Origin of the sequence: Streptomyces sp. NPDC004542, assembly GCF_040610035.1 — a bacterium.
GTDB lineage: Bacteria > Actinomycetota > Actinomycetes > Streptomycetales > Streptomycetaceae > Streptomyces.
Map to the genome: position 1 here is coordinate 38940 of NZ_JBEXLP010000002.1, position 18736 is coordinate 57675.

Annotated in this window: 17 protein-coding genes; 7 read left to right on the forward strand and 10 right to left on the reverse strand. The window is 73.4% G+C overall.

The window, feature by feature from the left end; all coding sequences use genetic code 11:
- The first annotated feature begins 28 nt into the window (after positions 1–28).
- The 3 genes from ABZX30_RS01695 to ABZX30_RS01705 all read left to right on the forward strand — a co-directional run bounded on the left by ABZX30_RS01695 (position 29) and on the right by ABZX30_RS01705 (position 3777).
- Positions 29–2257 (forward strand): acetate--CoA ligase family protein, encoded by a 2229-nt coding sequence (locus ABZX30_RS01695; protein ID WP_355927477.1) that lies wholly within the window; start codon positions 29–31, stop codon positions 2255–2257.
- Positions 2258–2331: 74 nt separating this feature from the next.
- Positions 2332–3138 carry an enoyl-CoA hydratase-related protein gene (locus ABZX30_RS01700; RefSeq protein ID WP_355927915.1) on the forward strand — a complete coding sequence of 269 codons (807 nt, stop codon included), beginning with the start codon at positions 2332–2334 and terminating at the stop codon, positions 3136–3138.
- 42 nt (positions 3139–3180) lie between these two features.
- Positions 3181–3777, forward strand: coding sequence for a flavin reductase family protein (locus ABZX30_RS01705; RefSeq protein ID WP_355927479.1), 597 nt, complete (start codon positions 3181–3183; stop codon positions 3775–3777).
- A 19-nt stretch (positions 3778–3796) separates the two neighbouring features.
- On the opposite strand, the gene ABZX30_RS01710 is transcribed toward ABZX30_RS01705, so the two are convergent.
- Complete coding sequence (locus ABZX30_RS01710) at positions 3797–5104, reverse strand: MFS transporter (protein ID WP_355927482.1); 1308 nt, start codon at positions 5102–5104, stop codon at positions 3797–3799.
- A gap of 71 nt (positions 5105–5175) precedes the next feature.
- On the opposite strand from ABZX30_RS01710, the gene ABZX30_RS01715 reads away from it, so the two are divergent.
- On the forward strand, positions 5176–6171 hold the full coding sequence (locus tag ABZX30_RS01715; protein ID WP_355927485.1) for a helix-turn-helix domain-containing protein: 996 nt from the start codon (positions 5176–5178) through the stop codon (positions 6169–6171).
- A gap of 24 nt (positions 6172–6195) precedes the next feature.
- Here the strand turns inward: ABZX30_RS01715 and ABZX30_RS01720 are convergent, their stop codons facing one another.
- The 3 genes from ABZX30_RS01720 to ABZX30_RS01730 all read right to left on the reverse strand — a co-directional run bounded on the left by ABZX30_RS01720 (position 6196) and on the right by ABZX30_RS01730 (position 9448).
- Complete coding sequence (locus tag ABZX30_RS01720) at positions 6196–7245, reverse strand: Zn-dependent alcohol dehydrogenase (protein ID WP_355927487.1); 1050 nt, start codon at positions 7243–7245, stop codon at positions 6196–6198.
- A 13-nt stretch (positions 7246–7258) separates the two neighbouring features.
- Entirely contained in the window at positions 7259–8401 is a 1143-nt protein-coding gene (locus tag ABZX30_RS01725; RefSeq protein WP_355927490.1) for an acyl-CoA dehydrogenase family protein, read from the reverse strand.
- A gap of 135 nt (positions 8402–8536) precedes the next feature.
- Positions 8537–9448, reverse strand: a complete 912-nt coding sequence (locus ABZX30_RS01730) for an SDR family oxidoreductase (protein WP_355927493.1) — start codon at positions 9446–9448, stop codon at positions 8537–8539.
- An 84-nt stretch (positions 9449–9532) separates the two neighbouring features.
- Here ABZX30_RS01730 and ABZX30_RS01735 point away from each other — a divergent pair, with 84 nt between their 5' ends.
- On the forward strand, positions 9533–10468 hold the full coding sequence (locus ABZX30_RS01735) for a cyclase family protein (RefSeq protein WP_355927496.1): 936 nt from the start codon (positions 9533–9535) through the stop codon (positions 10466–10468).
- Positions 10469–10768: 300 nt separating this feature from the next.
- Here the strand turns inward: ABZX30_RS01735 and ABZX30_RS01740 are convergent, their stop codons facing one another.
- The 4 genes from ABZX30_RS01740 to ABZX30_RS01755 all read right to left on the reverse strand — a co-directional run bounded on the left by ABZX30_RS01740 (position 10769) and on the right by ABZX30_RS01755 (position 14946).
- Positions 10769–11233 carry an ATP-binding protein gene (locus ABZX30_RS01740; RefSeq protein ID WP_355927917.1) on the reverse strand — a complete coding sequence of 155 codons (465 nt, stop codon included), beginning with the start codon at positions 11231–11233 and terminating at the stop codon, positions 10769–10771.
- Between the two features lie 509 nt (positions 11234–11742).
- Positions 11743–12606, reverse strand: a complete 864-nt coding sequence (locus ABZX30_RS01745; RefSeq protein ID WP_355927498.1) for an acyl-CoA dehydrogenase family protein — start codon at positions 12604–12606, stop codon at positions 11743–11745.
- A gap of 7 nt (positions 12607–12613) precedes the next feature.
- The gene (locus ABZX30_RS01750) at positions 12614–13747 is read right to left on the reverse strand and encodes an acyl-CoA dehydrogenase (protein WP_355927501.1); all 1134 of its coding nucleotides are present in this window, start codon (positions 13745–13747) and stop codon (positions 12614–12616) included.
- A 5-nt stretch (positions 13748–13752) separates the two neighbouring features.
- A complete protein-coding gene (locus ABZX30_RS01755; RefSeq protein ID WP_355927504.1) occupies positions 13753–14946 on the reverse strand; it encodes an amidohydrolase family protein in 1194 nt (397 codons plus the stop codon).
- 188 nt (positions 14947–15134) lie between these two features.
- On the opposite strand from ABZX30_RS01755, the gene ABZX30_RS01760 reads away from it, so the two are divergent.
- On the forward strand, positions 15135–16664 hold the full coding sequence (locus ABZX30_RS01760; RefSeq protein WP_355927919.1) for an AMP-binding protein: 1530 nt from the start codon (positions 15135–15137) through the stop codon (positions 16662–16664).
- Here ABZX30_RS01760 and ABZX30_RS01765 read toward each other — a convergent pair.
- Positions 16643–17155, reverse strand: a complete 513-nt coding sequence (locus tag ABZX30_RS01765; RefSeq protein WP_355927507.1) for an EF-hand domain-containing protein — start codon at positions 17153–17155, stop codon at positions 16643–16645. The genes ABZX30_RS01760 and ABZX30_RS01765 overlap by 22 nt on opposite strands.
- 186 nt (positions 17156–17341) lie before the next feature.
- A complete protein-coding gene (locus ABZX30_RS01770) occupies positions 17342–17710 on the reverse strand; it encodes an STAS domain-containing protein (protein ID WP_355927509.1) in 369 nt (122 codons plus the stop codon).
- A 382-nt stretch (positions 17711–18092) separates the two neighbouring features.
- On the opposite strand from ABZX30_RS01770, the gene ABZX30_RS01775 reads away from it, so the two are divergent.
- Positions 18093–18686, forward strand: a complete 594-nt coding sequence (locus ABZX30_RS01775) for a sigma-70 family RNA polymerase sigma factor (protein ID WP_355927511.1) — start codon at positions 18093–18095, stop codon at positions 18684–18686.
- The last annotated feature ends 50 nt before the right edge of the window (positions 18687–18736 follow it).

Genomic DNA, 18736 nt, shown 5'->3' on the forward strand with positions numbered 1-18736 from the left:
TGGCTGTCACACAGGAGCGGGCGGACCGATGCTTGGATCAACCCACGGCACCCTCACCACCGACTCCCGCCGGGCCCGGGTCATCGCCTGCGGCGAGCCCCGGCCCGGACCCGCCGTGCACGGCCGGGCGGCCGACACGGACGAGCTGGACGTCAGCGGGCGGCCGCTGCACCGGGACGTACCCGATCTCGACCGGTTCTTCCGGCCCGGGTCCGTCGCCGTGATCGGCGCCTCGGACGCGGAGGGGCGGCCCAACACCGGCATCACGAGACAACTGCTCGCCTGGGCCGAGCGGGTGGGGGCGCGGGTGCATCCGGTGCACCCCAGCAGGCCGGCCGTCTTCGGCATCCCCTGCCGCCCGTCCGTCGCCGACCTGCCCGAGCAGGTGGACCTGGCCGTGCTGCTGGTCGCCGACCCGCTGCCGGTGATCGAGGAACTCGCCGAGGCCAAGGTGAGGTTCGCGGTCGCCTTCGCCTCCGGGTTCGCGGAGACCGGCGAGGAGGGCGCCCGCGCCCAGGCCCGGCTCGCGGCGGCCGCCCGGCGCTCCGGCCTCCGGCTGCTCGGGCCGAACACCAACCTCAACGCCTTCGAACGGTTCCGGGACGACCTGGACGGCCCGGCGATCGCCCTCATCACCCAGTCCGGGCACCAGGGACGGCCGGTGTTCGCGCTCCAGGAGCTCGGCGTCCGGCTCTCCCACTGGGCGCCCACCGGCAACGAGGCCGACCTGGAGACCGCCGACTTCCTCTCCTACTTCGCCGAGCGGCCGGAGGTCGGCGCCATCGCCGCCTACGTCGAGGGCCTGAAGGACGGCCGGTCCTTCCTGCTCGCCGCCGACCGGGCCGCCCGCCGCAAGGTCCCGGTCGTCGCCGTGAAGGTGGGGCGCACCGAGGCCGGGGCCCGTACCGCCGCCTCCCACACCGGCAAGCTGACCGGGGCCGACGACGTGGTGGACGCGGCGATGCGGCAGTACGGCGTGATCCGGGTCGACGGGCTCGACGAACTCCAGGACACCGCAGCCCTGCTGGCCCGCGCCCGGCCGCCGCGCGCCGACGGGGTCGTCGTCTACTCCATCTCGGGCGGCACCGGCGCGCACGTCGCCGACCTGGCCGTCGGGGCGGGGCTCAGGCTGCCGGTGCTGTCCGAGGGCAGGCAGGCCGCACTGCACCAGTGGATACCCGAGTACCTGAACGTGGCCAACCCGGTGGACAACGGCGGTCACCCGGTCGGCGACGAACGCGGCCGGAAGATCATCGACGCGATCCTCGACGATCCCGAGGTGGGCGTGCTGATCTGCCCGGTCACCGGGCCCTTCCCGCCGCTGAGCGACCGGCTCGTGCGGGACCTGGTCGACGCGGCGGAGCACACGGACAAGCTGGTGTGCGTGGTGTGGGGGTCACCGGTCGGCACCGAGCCCGCGTACCGGGAGGTGCTGCTCGGCTCCTCCCGGGTCGCCACCTTCCGCACCGTCGGCAACTGCCTCACCGCCGTCCGCGCCTACCTCGACCACCACCGCTTCGTGAGCGCCTACCGCTCCCCCTTCGACGAGGCGCCCCGCACGCCGTCGCCCTCCTTCCGCAAGGCGCGCATGCTGATGCGGCCCGGCCGGCAGCTGAGCGAGCACGCGGCCAAGCAGCTGCTGCGCGCCTACGGCATCCGGGTGCCCCGCGAGCAGCTGGTGACCAGCGCGGCGGCGGCCGTGCGGGCGGCGGGCCAGGTCGGCTACCCGGTGGTGATGAAGGCCTCCGGCGCGCAGATCGCCCACAAGACGGAGCTCGGCCTGGTGAAGATCGGCCTGACCTCGGCCAGCCAGGTCCGGGACGCCTACCGGGAGCTGACCGACATCGCCCGCTACGAGGGCGTCTCGCTGGACGGCGTCCTGGTGTGCCAGATGGTCGAGCGGGGCGTGGAGATGGTCGTCGGCGTCACCCACGACGAGCTGTTCGGGCCGACCGTGACGGTCGGGCTCGGCGGGGTGCTCGTCGAGGTGCTGCGGGACGCGGCGGTGCGCGTGCCGCCCTTCGGGGAGGACCAGGCCCGCGACATGCTGGCAGAGCTGCGCGGACGGGCCCTGCTGGACGGGGTCAGGGGCCGCCCGCCGGCCGATCTGGACGCGCTCGTGGAGGTCGTGCTGCGGGTGCAGCGGATGGCGCTGGAGCTGGGGGACGAGCTGGTGGAGCTGGACATCAATCCGCTGATGGTGCTGGACCGGGGGCAGGGCGCGGTGGCGCTGGACGCGCTGGCGGTGTGCCGCTGATGGCCGAGACACGGGTGGAGGAGACGCGGGTGGAGGAGACGCGGGTGGAGGAGACGCGGGTGGAGGAGACGCGGGTGGAGGAGACGCGGGTGGAGGAGACGCGGGTGCTGCACGAGCGGGCCGGTCACGTCGCGCGCATCACGCTCAACCGGCCCGAGGCCCTCAACGCCCTCACCCCCGGCCAGCGGGAACGGGTCATCGGGCTGCTCGCGGACGCCTCGGCCGACCCGGAGGTACGGGCCGTGGTCGTCACCGGGACCGGGCGCGGGTTCTGCGCGGGGGCCGATCTGCGGGGCGGTGCGGGGGCGGGCGAGCGGGTCGCCGGTGACGTGGCGCGCGTGCTCCGCCTCGGCGCCCAGCGGCTGACCGCCGCCGTGCTGGACTGCGAGAAGCCGGTGATCGCCGCGGTGAACGGTACGGCGGCCGGCCTCGGCGCCCATCTCGCCCTGGCCTGCGACCTCGTGCTGGCGGCGGAGTCGGCCAGGTTCGTCGAGGTGTTCGTGCGGCGCGGGCTCGTCCCCGACGGCGGCGGCGCCTATCTCCTCCCGCGGCTGGTCGGCCCGCAGCGGGCCAAGGAGCTGATGTTCTTCGGTGACGCGCTCACCGCCGCCGACGCCGAGCGGCTCGGGCTGGTGAACCGGGTGGTGCCGGACGGGGAGCTGGCGAAGACGGCCCGCGCGTGGGCGGAACGGCTGGCCGCCGGCCCCACCCGTGCGCTCGCCCTGACCAAGCAGCTCGTCAACGCCTCCCTCGACGCCGACCGCGCCACCGCCTTCGCCGCCGAGGCGGCCGCGCAGGAGATCAACATGACGACGGCGGACGCGCGGGAGGGGCTCGCCGCGTTCACGGAGCGCAGGAGCGCGCGGTTCGGGGGGCGGTGAGGGTTCCCATCTGACGAGGCGTCAGCTTCAATGGGTGACGTGATGGGACACGCAGGGGCGGCCGCCGCCGCCGTCCGTTACCTGAGGTCGGCCGGGGCCCCGGCCGCCGTGGAGGCGCTGCCGCGCCCGGAGTTGCGCTGCGTCGGCGAGGACGAACGCGCCCCCGTCGACCCGGCCGAGTTCCGGCGCGTCCTCGGCACCTTCGCCACCGGCGTGACCGTGATCACCGCGCCGCCCGCCGACGGCGCCTCCTCGCCCGCCGGCTTCGCCTGCCAGTCCTTCTCCTCCCTCTCCCTCGACCCGCCCCTGGTCGCCTTCATGGTCGGCCGCGCGTCGGCGACCTGGCCGCGCATCGCCCGCGCGGGCGTCTTCTGCGTCAACGTCCTCGCCGCCCACCAGGGCGAGGTGTGCCGCGGCTTCGCGGTGAGCGGCGCGGACAAGTTCGCGGGCGTGGCGTACGACGCGGCCCCGGTCTCCGGCTCACCGCGTCTGGCGGGCACGGTCGCGTGGATCGACTGCACGGTGCACGCGGTGCACACCGGGGGCGACCACCTCATCGTGGTGGGCCGGGTGGACGCGCTGGGGACCGGCGACCGGGACGGAGCGCCCCTGCTGTTCCACCGGGGGCGCTTCCTCTGAGCCGGCGCCGGACGGGTCCTCAGGCCGCCGCCGGCAAGGTGACGGCCGGCCGCCGCCGGATCACCAGGGCCATCAGGGCCGCCGCGGCGCACAGGGTGCCGGCGGCGTACCAGACCATGTCGTAGGAGCCGAAGACGTCCCGGCAGACGCCGCCGAGGTAGGCGACGAGGGCCGCGCCGACCTGGTGGGAGGCGAGGACCCAGCCGAAGACGATGGCGCTGTCGTCGCCGTAGTGCTCGCGGCACAGGGCGAGGGTGGGCGGGACGGTGGCGACCCAGTCGAGGCCGTAGAAGACGATGAAGAAGATCATCGGCGGGTGCACGCCCGGCGCCAGCAGCATGGGCAGGAACAGCAGGGCGACGCCCCGCAGCGCGTAGTACACGGCGAGCAGACGGCGCGGTTCGAAGCGGTCGGTGAACCAGCCGGAGGCGATCGTGCCGACCACGTCGAACACACCGACGACCGCGAGCAGCGAGGCCGCCGCCGTGACCGGCATGCCGTGGTCGTGGGCGGCGGGCACGAAGTGGGTCTGGACCAGGCCGTTGGTGGAGGCGCCGCAGATCGCGAAGGTGCCGGCGAGCAGCCAGAAGGGGCCCGTGCGCACGGCCGAGGACAGGACGCTGAGCGTGCGGCGGGCGGCGCCGGTGACCGGGGCCGGCTTGGGGACGAACTCCTTCGCGCCGTAGGGCTTCTGGCCCACGTCGGCCGGGTGGTCGCGCAGCAGCAGCCAGACGAACGGCACGACCGCGAGGGCGGCGAGCGCCACCGTGACGGCGGCGGGGCGCCAGTCGTGGGTCTCCACGATCCAGGACAGCAGCGGCAGGAAGATCAGCTGGCCGGAGGCGGAGGCGGCGGTGAGGATGCCGCTGACCAGGCCGCGGCGCTCGGTGAACCAGCGGTTGGTGACGGTCGCGGCGAAGGCCAGCGCCATGGAGCCGGAGCCGAGGCCGACCAGCAGGCCCCAGCACAGCAGCAGCTGCCAGGCCGCGGTCATCCACACGGTCAGGCCCGAGCCGAGCGCTATCACGGTCAGTGCGACGGCGACGACCCGGCGGATGCCGAAGCGGTCCATCAGCGCGGCGGCGAACGGCGCGGTGAGCCCGTACAGCGCGAGGTTGATGGAGACGGCCGCGCCGATGGTGCCGCGCGACCAGCCGAAGTCCTGGTGGAGCGGGTCGATGAGCAGTCCGGGCAGCGAGCGGAAGGCCGCCGCCCCGATGATCGTCACGAAGGTGACGGCGGCGACGAACCACGCCCGGTGGATCCTGGGGCGGTCGGCGGACGGGGTTTCCCCTGCGGTGGCCACGGCCTCGGTTGTCTGGGTCACGCCATAGATCCTGCGGCGCGGACCGCGACCCATCGAGTGGCCCGAAGGACAGCATTCGCTAGGATCGGGCCATGGAATCGGCCACGGGCTTCCGTCCGCACCGCGTCGTCGTCCTCGCCCTGGACGGCCTGCTCCCCTTCGAGCTGGGCATCCCGCACCGCATCTTCGGCCGCCCCAAGGACGCCGCGGGCCGGCCCCTGTACGAGGTCGTGACCTGCTCGGTCCGGCCGCCCGGCCCGGTCGGGACCGACGCCGACTTCGCCATCCACGTCCCGCACGGCCCCGAGGCGCTGGCCACCGCCGACACGGTGATCGTGCCGGCCTCGTACGAACTGGGGCCGCTCTTCGAGGAGGGCGTGCTCACCGGGGAACTGGCCGCCGCGCTCGCCCACGTCCGGCCCGGCACCCGGCTGGCCTCGATCTGCACGGGTGTCTACGTCCTGGCCGCCGCCGGCCTCCTCGACGGCCGCCCGGCCACCACGCACTGGGCCGACGCCGAGCACTTCCAGCGTCTCTTCCCGCGGATCGAGGTGGACGCCGACGTGCTGTTCATCGACGACGGCGACATCCTCACCTCGGCGGGCGTCGCCGCCGGCATCGACCTGTGCCTGCACATGGTGCGCCGTGACCACGGCACGGCCGTCGCCAACGACGTGGCCCGCCGTACGGTCGTACCGCCGCACCGCGACGGCGGGCAGGCGCAGTACATCGAGCGCCCGGTGCCCGACCCCCAGCAGGCCACCACGACCGGCGCCCGGGCGTGGGCGCTGGGCCGGCTGCACGAGCCGATCCAGCTGCGGGACATGGCCGCGCAGGAGTCGATGTCGGTACGCACCTTCACGCGCCGTTTCCGGGAGGAGGTCGGGGTCAGCCCCGGCCAGTGGCTCACCCGGCAGCGCGTCGAGCGGGCCCGGCACCTGCTGGAGTCCACCGGCCTGACCGTCGACCAGGTGGCCCGGGACGCCGGGTTCGGCACGGCCCAGTCGATGCGGCAGCACCTCCAGGCGGCGCTGGGGGTGACGCCGACCGCGTACCGGCGGACGTTCCGGGCCGCGGCGGGCAGGTGAGCGGCCGGACCGGCACGTGCGCGGTCAGAAGGTGAGCACCGCCCGCGCCACCCGCCCGGCCTCCGCGTCCGCCCGTGCCTTCTCGAAGTCCTCCACCGGGTAGGTCGCGGTCACCAGTTCGTCGAGGAGCAGCTCGCCCCGGCGGTACAGCTCGGCGTAGAGCGCGATGTCGTGCTGGGGGCGGGAGGAGCCGTAGCGGCAGCCGAGGATCGCCTTGTCCAGGTACATCGAGGAGACCAGGAAGGACGCCTCCGCCGTGGCCGCGGGGACGCCGAGCAGGATCGCCTGGCCGTGCCGGCCGAGCAGGTCGATCGCCTGCCGGATCAGCTCGGTACGGCCGACGCACTCGAAGGCGTGGTCGGCCCCGGTGGGCAGCAGCTCGGGCACCCCCTCCGCCGAGGTCAGGAAGTCGGTGGCGCCGAACTGCCGGGCCACCGCGTCCTTCGCCGGGTTGGAGTCCACGGCCACGATCCGCAGGGCGCCCGCGAGCCGCGCCCCTTGCAGGACGTTCAGCCCGATGCCGCCGGTGCCGATCACCACGACGCTGTCGCCGCGCCGCACCCGGGCCCGGTTGAGCACGGCCCCCACCCCGGTGAGCACCGCGCACCCGATGAGCGCGGCGGAGGGCAGCGGGACGTCCCCGGGGACGCGGACCGCCTGCACCGCCTTCACCACCGTGCGCTCGGCGAACGCGGAGTTGGAGGCGAACTGGTACAGCGTCTCCCCGCCCCGGGTGAACGGCCGGCCCGGGCGCCCGATCGCCTTCCGGCACATCGTCGGGCGGCCCCTGTCGCACTCCGCGCAGGTGCCGCAGTTGGCGAGCGTGGACAGGGCCACGTGGTCGCCGGGCGAGACATGCGTGACGCCCGTGCCGACGGCCTCCACCACCCCGGCGCCCTCGTGCCCCAGGACCACGGGGACGGGGAAGGGGATGGTCCCGTTCACCACCGACAGGTCGCTGTGGCACAGCCCGGCCGCCGAGATCGCCACCCGCACCTCGCCGGGCCCCGGATCCCGTACCGCCAGATCGTCCACGAGCCGTACCCGTTCGCCGTCGAACACCACACCGCGCATCGCTCGAGCCCCCTCAGCCCTTCGGTTCCCTCGGCAGACCGAGCACGCGCTCGGCGATGATCGTGCGCTGCACCTGGTCCGAGCCGCCGTAGACGGTGTCGGCCCGGGAGAACAGGAACAGGTGCTGGAACGCGTCCAGTTCGTACGGCGCCGACGGCGACCAGTCCGCCGGGCCCGCGCTCGCCGCCGCCCCGCGCACCGCCATCGCCAGCTCGCCGAGCCGCTGGTGCCAGCCCGCCCACAGCAGCTTGGCCACGCTGGGGGCGCCCGGGTCGCCCGAACCGCCCAGCGTGCGCAGGGCGTTGAAGCGCATCACCCGCAGCTCGGCCCACTGCCGGACCAGCCGGTCGCGTACGACGGGGTCGTCGGCGGCGCCGGTGTCGAGGGCCGCCCGGACGACCTGCCCCAGCTCCTCGGCGAACCCGATCTGCTGGGCGAGCGTCGACACCCCCCGCTCGAAGCCGAGCAGGCTCATCGCCACCCGCCAGCCGTCCCCCTCGCCGCCCACGACGTGCTCCACGCGGGCACGGGCGCCGTCGAAGAAGACCTCGTTGAAGTCGCTCGTGCCCGTCATCTGCCGGATGGGCCGCACCTCGATCCGGCCCGGCTGGTCCATCGGCACCAGCAGGAAACTCAGGCCGCGGTGGCGGCGGGAGCCGGGATCGGTACGCGCGAGCACGAAGCACCAGTCGGCCTCGTGGGCGAGGGACGTCCAGATCTTCTGGCCGGTGATCCGGTACTCCGCCCCCGCACGCACCGCCGAGGTGCGCACGCCGGCCAGATCGGACCCGGCGCCCGGTTCGCTGTACCCCTGGCACCACAGCTCCGCACCGGCCGCTATCGGCGGCAGGAAGCGCGCCTTCTGCTCGTCGGTGCCGTGGGCGATCAGGGTGGGCGCGAGGAGGTTCTCCCCGATGTGCCCGGAGCGCGGGGGCGCCGCCGACCGCGCGTACTCCTCGGCCCAGGCGACCTGCTGGGTGAGCGTGGCGGTCCGGTTGCCGTACCCGGACTCGGCCCATCCGAGCCCGATCCACCCGGCGGCCCCGAGGGCACGCTCCCAGGCCCGGCGGTCCCCGGCATGTCCGGCGTGCCGGGAGAGCCACGCCCTCGCCTCCACCCGGAACGCCTCATCGCCGGCGGTGCATCCAAAGTCCACGAGGTTCTCCTTCACGTGCCGCTCGAGTACGACCCGCCCAGGGGCGCGGTACTGTGCCGGCCTGCGGCTCGGCCGCGTGAGCGCGAACAACCGCGACGAACCCGCAGCCGCCGGACCGGAAGCAGCCCCGCGCTCTCAGGCGTTCGGCCGGGAACCATCCCGCGCCGCACTCTCCATCGCCGACAGCTGGGCCAGCATCGGCATCGGATCCACGCCCACGGAGCCCGGCAGGAACTCCGCGATGGCCTCCGGGGTCCACCCACCGGCCGCATAAGCCGAGCGCAGCTCACGCGGCTGCGCCCACACCGCCAGCTTCGGCCCGGCGATCGTGTACACCTGCCCGGTGATCCGCTGTTCCCGGGCCCGCTCCGACAGCAGGTAGACGACCAGCGCGGCCACGTCCTCCGGCTCCCCGATCTCCTTGAGCTCGACGGGGACGCCCGCGGACATCCGGGTGCGCGCCACGGGTGCCACCGCGTTGGCGGTGACCCCGTACTTGTGCAGGCCGAGGGCGGCGCTGCGGACGAGCGAGATGATGCCGCCCTTGGCGGCGCTGTAGTTGGCCTGCGAGACGGAGCCCTGGTGGTTGCCGCTGGTGAAGCCGATGAGCGTGCCGGACCTCTGCCGGCGCAGCACCGCGGAGGCCGCGCGGAACACGGTGAAGGTGCCCTTGAGGTGGGTGGCGAGGACCGGGTCCCACTCCTCCTCGGTCATGTTGAACAGCATCCGCTCGCGCAGGATCCCGGCGACGCAGACGACCCCGTCGAGGCGCCCGTACGCCGACAGGGCGGTGTCGACGACCCGTTGGCCGCCCGCCATGGTGGAGATGTCGTCGGCGACGGCGACGGCCTCGCCGCCGGCCGACTCGATCTCCTTGACCACGGCGTCGGCGATCTCGCTGCTCGGTGAGGTGCCGTCGGCGGCGACCCCGTAGTCGTTGACGACGACCCGCGCGCCCTCGGCCGCCGCCGCGAGGGCGACCGCGCGGCCGATGCCCCGTCCGGCGCCGGTCACGGCGACGGCCTTGCCTGCCAAGAAGTTCCCCACGCCCGGCCCCTTCCTCAGTTTCTGACGGACCGTTAGATTTTATGGCGCGCCGGACGCGCGGAGACAAGCCCCGGGAGGACCGAGATGTCACTGGCCGCACTCCATCCCGAGTTCGACGACATCGCGGGGCGCGTGAACAACTGGGGGCGCTGGGGGGCCGACGACGAGATCGGCACCCTGAACCTGATCACGGACGAGGTGGTGCGCGAGGCGGTGGCCACCGTCCGCACCGGGCGCCGGATCCCCCTGGCACTGCCGCTGCGGCAGGACGGCGTGCAGACCGGGATGATCCCGGGGCGGGTCAACCCGCTGCACGCGATGGTGCAGATCAACCAGGAGCTGTTCGGCCCGGGGACGGTGGCGTGCAGCGACGACGCCGTGACGATGGGGCTGCAGGCGGGCACCCACTGGGACGCGCTGCCCCATGTGTCGCACTCGGGGAGGCTCTACAACGGCCGCCCCGCCGCAAGTGTCACCGCGCACGGCGGCGCCGAGTTCGGCGGCATCGACAAGGCGCGGCACATCGTCTCGCGCGGGGTGCTGCTGGACGTGGCACGGGCGCGCGGGGTGGACCGTCTGGCGGGGGGCCACGCGGTCACCCCGGAGGATCTGGAAGCGGCCGAGGAGTTCGCCGGCACGCGGGTGCGGGCGGGGGACGTCGTGCTCGTGCGGACCGGGCAGGTGCAGGTGTACCTGGCGGGGGACAGGCACGGGTACGGCTACCCGTCGCCGGGGCTGTCGGTGCGCACGCCGGAGTGGTTCCACGCGCGGGATGTGGCGGCGGTGGCCAACGACACCCTCACCTTCGAGATATTCCCGCCGGAGATCGAGGATCTGTGGCTGCCCGTGCACGCCCTGGATCTGGTGGAGATGGGGATGCTCCAGGGCCAGAACTGGAATCTCGAAGAGTTGTCCACAGCCTGTGGAGAAGTCGGGCGGTACGCGTTCCTGCTGTCGGCGATGCCCGAGCCGTTCGTCGGCGCGACCGGTACGCCCGTGGCACCCGTCGCCGTCCTGTGACGCCGCTGGAGGCGTCCGGCTGGCGGCGCACCGGCACCCGTCCCGGGCACGGTCCCGCGCGCCGCCATCCGGCCCCCGACCCACACTCGCCGAGGGTCCCGTCCCCCGGGGGCCCTCGCCGTCCCCTCGCGGCGAATCGATGAACACCAGCGTGATCAGATGGTGACGACGCGTCAACACCCGTACGGGGATTTATTGCTTACGCCCCCTTGGCGGCGGGCGCGCACGGATGCACACCCGGCGCACCGCCGCGAGGGCACGGCGGCCCGCCGGTGCCGCCCGCACCCCCGTGCACCGGGGCTACACCGCCTCGAAGGCGAGGCCGTCGAACGCCGTGCGCCCGCCCCGGCACGCCACCGCCGCACTCCGCCCGGGCCGCTCACAGCGGTCCAGTTCGCACCAGATGCGCTTGCCCGCGCCTTCCGGGCTCCAGCCCCAGCGGTCGGCGAGGCCGTCCACGAGGGCCAGGCCCCGGCCGCCGGTGGCGTCGTCGTCGGCGCACCGGGGCACGGGGGCACGGGTGCTGGTGTCGGCCACCTCCAGGCGCACGGTGGCCGGGACCGCCGCCGCGCCGGGCAGGGAGAGCCGCAGCACGGCCGGGCTCCCGGTGTGCACCACGGCGTTGGTGACGAGCTCGGAGACGAGCAGGATCAGCGTCTCGGCGAGCGGCTCGTCGTCCGCCATCCCGGACCCGGCGAGCCGGGAGCGCGCCCACTGCCTGGCCCGCCCCACCTCCGCGGGGTCGGGCCGGATCTCCAGCTGCACTTGAAGCACCTGCACCGCTCACACCATCCGAACCGGCGGACACATGACCCCGCGCCGAGCGCGCGCCACGACGGGGGTCGCGACGAGCACCCCGACGGGGGCCACGATCGTAGCCATTTTCTGCATGGCCAGGACAACAGCCAGGGCAGGGGTCACGGAACGTGATCCCCTTGGAAGACAGCATGGTTGACGTACAGTCACCTCAACAAGCGCTTCGGGCATATTCCAGCGCGAAGGAGTACGTGTACGGCATACTGTGCGACGGTCGCCTCGTGGAGTCGAACAGGCCGAATCCGGGGCCATTTCAGGGGCCTCACCGGCACGGTTCGAGTTGTGGGCCTCTCGCATTCCACACAAGGTACCGGAGCACCCGCCGACTCCGAGGGGTGACGAGGCGCGCCCAGAGCACCCTCCGTGATCAACTCTCCGTGATCACGTTGTGCCACGATCCGTGACATCTCCCGACGGCGGTTCGTCGACCTCCCGGCACAGGCATGCGTGCGGCCGCCTCAGCCGAGAAGGTCGACGGCGAGGATCTCCTCACTCTCCGTGACTCCACCGGCACGCTGGGCCCGCACCCATGTTCGCTTCAGATGCAGGTGCACCTCTGCCTCCCAGGTGAAGCCCATGCCACCGTGCACCTGGAGGCAGTCGCGGGCGCCACGCACGGCCGCCTCGTCGGCGAGCAGCCGGGCCGCCGCGATCTCCACGGGATCGGCGGTGACGGCCGCCGCGTACACGGCGGCCCGGGCGGTCTCGGCCCGCACCAGCATCTCCGCACACAGGTGCTTGACCGCCTGGAAGGCTCCGACGGGCTGCCCGAACTGCTCTCGCGCCCGGGCGTGTTGCACCGCCAGCTCGCACACGCGCGCGGCCGTGCCCAGTTGTTCGGCGGCGGTGAGGAGCACGGCGACGGGGTCCGGCGCGCGGACCGCGGGAACGCGGTGCAGCGGGGTCAGCGGGTCCACCGAGCGCAGGGGCACGGCCCCCGAGGCGTCCCCCAGCACGGCGTCGGCCTCGGCCAGCCACTCCACCAGGCCGCCGTCCACGGCGGTCACCACCGTCTCCCCGGTGGCCGCGCCCGGCACGCTCCCGGCGGCGAGGTGCGTGGCCACCAGCGGGCCGGGCAGCAGCGCCCGCCCGGCCTCCTCGAAGGCCAGCACCGCCTCGGGCAGCCCCGCTCCCACCCCGCCGTCCGCCTCCGGCAGCCGCAGCGCGAAGAACCCGGCCTCCCCCAGCTCCCGCCACAGCGCCCGGTCCAGGCCGCCTTCCCGGGCCGCCGCCCGCAGCGCCGCCGCGCCGAAGCGCCGGGCCAGCAGCCGCCGCATCCCGTCCCGCAGGTCCCGCTGTTCATCGGTCGGTCGGAATCGCACAGCCGGCTCACCGCCCCTTCGGCAGCCCGAGGATCCGTTCACCCACGATGGTCCGCTGGATCTGCGAGGTACCGGCGGCGATCGTGTACGACAGGGAGGAGAGCCGGTCGAGCACCCAGGGCCGGTCGAGGTCGAGGCAGTCCGGGCCGAGCACGTCGGCGGCGGTGTCGTACAGCTCCTGACGGGCCTGCGAGTACCGCAGCTTGAAGACCGAGCCCCCGGCTCCGGGGACCCCGCCGCTCGACTCCGCCTCGCTGACGTTCCACTGCGTCAGCCGCCACAGCGCGCGGAACTCGGCGTTCAGCCGCCCGAGCCGCCGCCGCAGCACCGGGTCGTCCCACCGGCCGTCGCACCGGGCCCGGCGGGCGAGTTCGCCGAGGACCCGGCGGCAGGCCACCACCTCGCCGGCGAACGCCGTGCCGCGTTCGAAGGACAGCGTCACCATGGTCACCCGCCAGCCGTCGTTCTCCGCCCCGACCCGGTTGGCGACCGGCACCCGCACCTCGTCGAGGAACACCTCGGCGAACTCCGCCGACCCCGCCAGCGTCCGCAGCGGCCGTACGGTCACGCCCGGCGCGTCCATCGGCATCGCCAGCCAGGTGATCCCCCGGTGCTTGGGCGCGTCCGGGTCGGTGCGGACCAGCAGTTCGCACCAGTCGGCGACTTCGGCGTGCGAGGTCCAGATCTTGGACCCGGTCACCACGTAGTGGTCGCCGTCCCGCCGCGCGCGGGTGCGCAGCGACGCCAGGTCGCTCCCGGCGTCCGGCTCGCTGAACCCCTGGCACCACACCTCCTCGCCGCGCAGGATCGGCGGCAGCCAGCGCGCCCGCTGCCCGGCCGTCCCCTCGGCGGCGATCGTCGGCCCCGCGTGCAGCAGCCCGACGAAGTTGGCGCCCACATAGGGGGCGCCGGCCCGCTCCGTCTCCTCCAGGAAGATCAGCCGCAGGGTCGGCGAGGCGTCCCAGTGGACGTCGGCGTACCCGGCGTCGTACAGCATCCGCTGCCAGCCGAGGTCGTGGGCGCGGCGGCCCGGCCAGTCGTCCGGGGAGGGCTTCGGCCCGAGCGTGGGCAGCACCGTGCCCAGCCACTGCCTGAGCCGGGCCCGGAACTCCTCCTCCTCGGGCGTGTACGTCAGGTCCACGGCGGCTACTCGTCGAGGTCCAGGGACAGCATGCGGATCGCGTTGCCCCGCATGAGCTTGTGGACCGTCTCGTCGTCGAGGCCCTTCACATGCTCGAGGGCGACCTCCTTGGTGTGCGGGAAGGTCGAGTCGACGTGCGGGTAGTCGGTCTCGAAGGTGGCGTTGTCCCGGCCGACGACGTCCAGGGACGCGACCCCGTGCCTGTCGCGGAAGAAGCAGCAGAAGATCTGCCGGTAGTAGTACGTCGACGGCGGCTCCGGGATCAGGTCACGCACCCCGCCCCAGGCCCGGTGCTCCTCCCACACGTCGTCGGCGCGCTCCAGGGCGTACGGGATCCAGCCCATCTGGCCCTCGGAGTAGGCGAGCTTGAGCTGGGGGAACCTCACCAGCACCCCGCTGAAGAGGAAGTCCATCATCGAGGCCATGGCGTTGTTGAAGGACAGCGAGGCCTGCACGGCGGGCGGCGCGTCCGGGGAGGCGGCGGGCATCTGCGAGCTGCTGCCGATGTGCATGTTGACGACCGTCCCGGTCTCCTGGCAGGCCGCGAAGAACGGGTCCCAGTAGCCGGAGTGGATGGAGGGCAGGCCCAGGTGGGTGGGGATCTCGGAGAAGGTCACCGCCCGCACCCCGCGGGCCGCGTTGCGGTGGATCTCCTCGACGGCCAGCCGCACGTCCCACAGCGGGATCAGGCACAGCGGGATGAGCCGTCCGCCGCTGTCCCCGCACCACTCCTGCACCATCCAGTCGTTGTAGGCGCGCACACAGGCCAGCGCGACCTCCTTGTCGTGCGCCTCGGCGAAGGTCTGCCCGCAGAAGCGCGGGAAGGTCGGGAAGCAGAGGCTGCCCTCGACGTGGTTGAGGTCCATGTCCTTCAGCCGCGCGACGGGGTCCCAGCAGCCGCGCCGCATCTCCTCCCGGGTGATGCCCTCCAGCGTCATCTCGTCCCGGTCGAAGCCGACGGCGGCGATGTTGCGCTTGTACGGGAACTTCAGGTCCTCGTAGATCCACCAGTCGGTCGGCGGGCCGTCCGGGTCCATCGTGATCCGGTACTTGCCGCCGACGTAGGCGAGTTCGCCGATGCCGGCGGTGAGCGGCTTGGGGCCGCGGTCGCGGTACTTGGCCGGCAGCCAGGTCTCGAAGAGGTGCGCGGGCTCGATCACGTGGTCGTCGACGCTGATGATGCGGGGCAGTTCGGTCATGGTCCCCTCCGCCTGAGCAGTGCCCGATGAATCCGATGAATGAATCTGATGAAGCGTCAGATTGGGCTCGCGTCCAGCAGGCTAGTCCGCACCCCCTGGACCGACAAGGCGCACAGCCCTACGCTCTGCGGCACGATCTGACACATCGTCAGTATGAGGGGGCTCGCGACGTGAACGACGTGAACGACGTGAAGGACACCGCGTACGCGCTCAGTGCCTCCCGCACCCTCTGGGAGCTGGTCGACCGCCGCGCCGACCTCACCCCCGACCGCCCGGTCCTGCTCCAGGACGACGGGCCGGACCACCGCGTCCTGACCTTCGGCGGGCTGCGCGAGGGCGCCGAGCGGGTGGCGGCGGGCCTGTACGGCATGGGGGTACGCCCCGGCACGGTGGTCGCCTGGCAGCTGCCCACCCGGATCGAGACGGCCCTGCTGTCCTTCGCGCTGGCCCGGCTCGGCGCCGTGCAGTCGCCGGTCATCCCCTTCTACCGGGACCGGGAGGTCGGCTTCGCGCTGCGGGAGTCGAAGGCGGAGTTCTTCGCCGTGCCGGGGACCTGGCGGGGGTACGACCACACGGGGATGGCACGGCGGCTCGGCGCGAAAGGCGTCTTCGAGGCCTACGACGACCTGCCCGACGGCGATCCGGCGGTGCTCCCCGCCCCGCCCGCCGAGGGCACCTCCGTGCGCTGGATCTACTGGACCTCGGGCACCACCTCCGACCCCAAGGGCGTGCTGCACACGGACCGTTCGCTGATCGCGGGCGGCTCCTGCCTGGCGCACGCGCTGCACCTCGCGGCGGACGACGTCGGCTCGATGGCCTTCCCGTACGCGCACATCGCCGGGCCCGACTACACGGTGATGCTGCTGCTGTACGGCTTCCCGGCGGTGATGTTCGAGCAGTTCGCGCTGCCGGACGCGCTGGAGGGCTACCGCCGGCACGGGGTGACGGTGGCCGGCGGGTCGACGGCGTTCTACTCGATGTTCCTGGCCGAGCAGCGCAAGCGGCCGGGGACGAAGGTGATCCCGACGCTACGGCTCCTCGCGGGCGGCGGGGCGCCCAAACCGCCGGACCTCCAGCACGCCGTGACGCGCGAGATGGGCGTGCAACTGACCCACGGGTACGGCATGACCGAGGTGCCGATGATCACCATGGGCTCGCCGGACGACACGGCGGAGAACCTGGCGACGACGGAGGGCCGGCCTCCGGCGGAGATGGAGATACGGATCGTCGACGGGGAGGTCCGGCTGCGCGGCGAGGCCGTGTGCCAGGGCTATCTGGATCCGGCACAGACGGCGGAGGCCTTCGACGAGGAGGGGTTCCTGCGCACCGGCGACCTCGGGCACCTGACCGGGACCGGGCACCTCGTGCTCACCGGGCGCCGCAAGGACGTGATCATCCGCAAGGGGGAGAACATCTCGGCGAAGGAGATCGAGGACCTGCTGCACGGGCATCCGGCGGTGGGCGACGTGGCGGTGATCGGACTGCCGGACGCCGAGCGCGGGGAGCGGGTGTGCGCGGTGGTCGAGCGGGCGGCACAGGCCCCGGGGGCCGAGGAGCCGACGCTGGCCGCCGTCACCTCGTACCTGCGCGCGAAAGGGCTGTCGGTGCACAAGCTGCCGGAGCAGCTGGAGGTGGTGGACGCCCTGCCCCGCAACGAGACGCTGCGGAAGGTGCTCAAGTACAAGCTGCGCGAGCGCTACTCGGGGACGGTGAAGTAGCGGGCGAAGGCGGGGACGATCTCCGCCTCGTCCACCCTGCCGTCGCCGTCGGGGTCGAGGCCCGCGGCGATCGTCCCGGCGAGGTCCTCCGGGACACCCAGCACCCGCAGTACGCGCGCGGTGTCGGTGACGGTGGCCGCGCCGTCCCCGTCGGTGTCCGCCACGTGCAGGGCGGCGTGCAGGAAGGGGCGGGCGATCTCCGCGAACCGCTCCGGGTTGTCGCGCAGGCGCTTGACCGCGCCGGTGACGAACTCCTCGCGGGTGATGCGCTGGTCGCCGTCCCGGTCCGCGATCCCGGCCATGCCCTGCCAGAACGCCTCCGCGCCGGCGTACAGGGCCTGTCCCTTGTCGGAGCGGGCCGCCACGCCGAACTCGGCGAGCAGCGCCTTGGCCGCGCCGCTGAAGTCCAGCCCGTCGATGTATCCGTTGCCGTCCTGGTCGAAGGTGGCGAACCGGGCGGCGATCCTGCGCTCGTACTCGGTGCTGACCATGTCTTTCGGCCGCCTTACTCACGTGGGGGTAGGTCCGGCTGGGAGCGTACGACGCCGGGAGCGGCCGCGGCACGGGAAAGCGACGGTTGCACCAGGACCGGGGTAATTCCGGGACAACCATGTGGCAGTGTCGCGATACGGTCCCCTGTCCGTCTCGGAAGGGGCGGGGCGCCGGTGCGGCCGGTCTCAGGCCGACAGCGGCTCGTCGTCCGCCGCCGCCGCGACGTCGGGGTAGACGTCGAACAGCCGCCGTACGCCGAGCGCGCCGAGGACCCGGTTGACGTGCGAGCCGTCGACGGCGCCATGGGCCGGGAGGATCAGCCGCAGCCGGCCCTGGCAGGAGCGGATCAGACGGCGGGCGGCGATGAGCACGCCGACGCCGCTGGAGTCGCAGAAGAAGACGTCCGAGAGGTCGAGGACCAGGCTGTGGTGCCCCTCGGCCACCACGTCGTGCACCCGCTGGCGCAGCACCGGCGAGGTCATCAGGTCCAGTTCGCCCGATACCCCGAGCACGGCCCACTCACCTCGTTCGACGCCGGTCACCTTGAATGCCACGGCATGCCCTCCGCTCACCGGATCTCCCGGAACCGCCCGGAGCCGCCTGGACCCACCAGAAACGGAAGCAGTTCCTACGCTTCTTTTGGCGCGGCTGCCCACCGGCCGTTCCCGGAAACCCCGAGCGTCAAACGGCAGACGGTCCCCAAAGGACTTGTTTCGGTCACCTTCGATCCTGTTCGATCGGAGGTGGTCAGAGGTGCTCGGCGTGTGTCCACCACGTGGAGGTCGCATGAGGTACGGCGAAGGTCCACTACCACCTGCGGGCCCTCGGGGGGCACACATTGGCACAAAGGGGCGTGCAACGTCCCACGTGCCGACTACATTCGAGGTCACGGTGGAACCAGGCTGGGCACGGGCACAGGGAGGAGAAGGACACCGGATGGCCGACAAGGACGCGCCACTGCGCTGGGACCGCACGACGCAGCAGCGGCTCGCCCGCGGGGAGGCGGCCGCCCTCGGCGAGCTCTACGACCGGTTCGCGACCCTCGTGCACGGCCTCGCCCACCGCGTCCTCGGTGACGAACGGGCCGCCGACCGCATCACCCGCGAGGTCTTCGTCCACGTCTGGGAACACCCCGACACCTACGACCCCCGGCAGGGCCCCCTGCGGACCTGGGTGGCCGCACTGACCCACCGGCTCGCCGTGCAGCGGCTGCGCGCCACCGAGACCGCCGCGCTCACCCGGGACGGGACCGGCTCCCCGGAAGACTTCGCGGAGCAGCTGGAACGCACGGTGCGCCGCGCCTCGGCGGCCGCCCGCGCCGACTACATCGTCCACTCCATGCCCGCCCCGCTGCGCGCCGCCCTGGAACTGGCCTACGTCCAGCGCCGCGACTACCGGCAGACCGCCGTCGACCTCGGCGTCACCGAGGACGAGGCCCGCCGCCGGCTCCGCCTCGGCCTGCAACTGCTCTCCACCGCCCATGACGCGGTGCCGCCCGGCGCACCGCCCGGCCCCGGAGGTGCGGCGTGACGGGCTTCGAGGACCACGACGGCACCGGTGACGGCGAGGACGGCACGGGA